Origin of the sequence: Kitasatospora sp. NPDC058965 (assembly GCF_042741245.1) — a bacterium.
Lineage (GTDB): Bacteria > Actinomycetota > Actinomycetes > Streptomycetales > Streptomycetaceae > Kitasatospora.
Map to the genome: position 1 here is coordinate 1 of NZ_JBHYKG010000519.1, position 3,253 is coordinate 3,253.

The 3,253-nt window shown below is 72.2% G+C and carries 2 protein-coding genes and 1 pseudogene; all 3 read left to right on the forward strand.

The window, feature by feature from the left end; genetic code table 11:
* Positions 1-111 (forward strand): annotated as a pseudogene (locus ACFW1A_RS39560) (IMP dehydrogenase); the annotation flags it as partial.
* 250 nt (positions 112-361) lie between these two features.
* Positions 362-985, forward strand: coding sequence for a DUF4190 domain-containing protein (locus ACFW1A_RS39565; protein WP_380418390.1), 624 nt, complete (start codon positions 362-364; stop codon positions 983-985).
* A gap of 264 nt (positions 986-1,249) precedes the next feature.
* The gene (locus tag ACFW1A_RS39570; protein ID WP_380418393.1) at positions 1,250-3,160 is read left to right on the forward strand and encodes a lamin tail domain-containing protein; all 1,911 of its coding nucleotides are present in this window, start codon (positions 1,250-1,252) and stop codon (positions 3,158-3,160) included.
* Positions 3,161-3,253: the final 93 nt, after the last annotated feature.

Consider the following 3,253-nt stretch of genomic DNA (forward strand, 5'->3'; position numbering starts at 1 on the left):
TCGATCGAGCCGGGCCTGGTGTTCGACCGGACCGTGTCGCTGGCCGAGGTGCCCGAGGGCTACCGCGCGATGGACGACCGCTCGGCGCTCAAGGTCCGCATCTCCTTCTGACGCCGCACACCGACCGGTCCGACGGGCCGTGGCAGCCCCGGGCCACTGCCAGCCGTGACGGTGACGGTGACCGCGGGGGTGCCGTCGTCGGCGTGGCCAGCCGCCAGGTCGAACCACCCGCCCGCGCCACGAGCCTCGCCGCCTCCCGAGGTGCGGGCGTCGCCGGGGGGCGAACGGATCTGCCGGATCGCCGATCGAGTACAGTCTCGCCGCACAACGCACACGTCTGTGTCGGGAGAGGGCGGGGACAGTGGTAGAGGGTCAGGCGACGCTGCCGGCCGGGCAGATCGGCGCCTCGGCGCCCACACCCGCGGCCGTGGTCGAACCGCCTTCGGGGACGAACCGGTTCGCCCGCTGGGCGCGGCTCACCGGGCTGCTCGGCCTCGCGCCGTTCGCGGTGCTCTTCGGCCTGATCGGGCTGGTCCAGGTGCGGCGCACCGGGCAGCGCGGCAAGGGCGCGGCGATCGTGGGCCTGGTGGCGGCGGCGCTCTGGGTGGGGATCTGGGCGAACGTGGCGACCGCGTTCGGCCCGCAGGTCCAGCGCAGCAGCGGCGGCGGGGTGACGGCGGCCCAGGTGGACAGCGTCTTCGACCTGCGGGTCGGCGACTGCTTCCTGAACCGCTCGCGCGATCCCGACGGCGGCATCGACTCGGTGGTCCTGGTCCCCTGCACCCAGTCCCACGACGGCAAGGTGTACGCCACCCCGGTGCTCGCCTTCCAGCAGGACCTGACGTCCGAGATGGCCGCGAAGGCGGCCTGCCGCAGCGCCCTGCCGAGCGATGCCGCGCCCGGGGACGACTTCGGCTTCGTGTACCCCACCGACCTGCTGTACGCCAAGGGCACCAGCCGGGCGAGCTGCTTCACCAATCCCTGAGCCGTTGCCGCCGGGCGGGCGGACCGCGCACGAGTGGCAGCGGCAGGTCGAGTCCGGTGTGCGGGCGCGGGCGCGGGCTCGGGCTCGGGCTCGGGCGCGGGCGCGGGCTCCAGGCGTTCCGACTGTCAGTGGCTGACATTCAACTCGAGTACACGCTCTCTCAAAGTGGCGTCAGCAGAGTTCAGCCTCATGCCTACCTCTCGCTCGCGTGCCGGCGTCGCGTCCCTGTGCGCCGCCGCTTTGAGCCTCTCGGGACTCGTCGTCATGATCGCCGCGCAGCCCGCGGCGGCCGCCGACCCGGCCGGCTACCAGAACGTTCGGATCAACGAGGTCACCTCGTCGAACAGCGACACCGTGGAGCTGTACAACACCGGGTCGACCGCCGTGAGCATCAGCGGCTGGAAGATGTCCGACGACAGCTTCTCCCCGCAGTCCTTCAGCCCGTCCGCCAGCACGATCCCGGCCGGCGGCTTCGTCACCTTCAACTCGCCCAAGGGGCTGGGTGACTCGGACAAGGTGGTGATCTACACCGCGGGCGGCACGGTGGTCGACCGGGTCGACTGGGCCACGGGCAAGGCGAAGCCGGCGATGGCGCGTTGCGGCGGCGACGGCACCGGGGCGTGGGTCACCACGACCACCGCGACCACCTTCGGCACTGCCAACGCGGCGGGCTGCCCGGCGGTCCCGGCCGCGAGCCGGGTCCGGATCAACGAGGTGACCTCGGACGGCGCGGACACCGTGGAGCTGTACAACGGCGGCACGAGCGCGGTCAGCATCGGCTCCTGGACGTACGTCGACAACGACACCACCCACGCGCCGGTCTCGATCTCGTCCTCCTCGCCGAGCGCGACCACCATCGCGGCGGGCGGCTACGTGACGTTCAGCTCCGCCCTCGGGCTGGGTGCCAACGACTCCGTCTTCCTGATCGACAGCGCCGGCACCACCATCGACTCGGTGACCTGGGCCGCGGCCGGCGCCTCGCCGTCGGACGAGCGCTGTGCCAACGGCACCGGTTGGTTCCAGACCGCCGTCACCGCGTCGTTCGGCGGCGCCAACTCCTGCTCCGGCACGGGCGGCGGCGGCACGGGCGGCGGCGGCACGGGTGGCGGCGGCACCGGCCAACTGCTCGGCGGTGGCGGTTCGCTCACCAGCGGCTGCACCCCCGAGGCGCCCGGCGGCACCGGCTCCAACCCGGCGGGCACCCTGGCCTGGCCGGGCGGGGCGGACGTCACGATCGCCGACAACGTCTGCGCCTTCACCACCTCCACCGGCCCCGAGGGCCGCGACCTGAGCGGGCTCGCGTTCGACCCGGCGAACCCGTCGGTGCTGTGGGCGGCCAAGAACAAGAACTGGCTGTTCAAGCTGGTCAAGAGCAACGGGAAGTGGATCCCGGACCCGTCCTGGAGCTCGACCGGCAAGCAGATCCACTTCACCGGCGGCACCGGCCAGCCGGACTCCGAGGGCCTGACGGTCGGCGCCAACGGCCACCTCTACGTGACCTCCGAGCGGGACAACGCCGACAACACGGTCCCCAAGGACACCGTCATGGAGTTCGACCCGACGGCCACCGGCTCGACCCTGTCGCCGCTCCACCAGTGGGACATGACCGCGCAGTTCCCGCAGCTCAACACGGGCAACAAGGACGACGCCAACCTCGGCTTCGAGGGCGTCGGCTACGTGCCGGACAGCTGGCTGACCGCCAACGGCTGGGTCGACCCGCTCACCGGCGCGGCCTACAACCCGGCGAACTACCCGCTGCACGGCTCCGGCCTGTACTTCGCCGGCCTGGAGTGGGACGGCACCCTGCACGTCTACGGCCTGAACACGGACGGCACTTTCACCACCTTCGGCACCATCGCCACCGGCGAGGCCTCGGTGATGGACGTGATGTTCGACGCCGGCACCCAGCGCATCGTCGCGACCTGTGACAACACCTGCGGCGAGACCCACACCTTCCTGAAGGTGAACGCCGCCGGCGCGATCGTGCCGGACGTGACCTACTCCAACCCGGCCGTCATGCCGATCGACAACCTGGAGGGCTTCGCCATCGCCCCCACCTCGACCTGCGTCAACGGCTCGCGCGAGGCGGTCTGGACCGACGACGGCATCTACGGCTTCGGCTCGGGCAGTTCCTCCTACGGCCACGCCCTCTACAGCGGCACCTTCCCCTGCTGAGCCACCCGGCGGCACGGCGCCGGACGCGCTTCCCGGTCGGCGCCGACCCGAGCCGGGCCGGGGACCGCTGACGCCGCCGACCCCGGCCTGGTC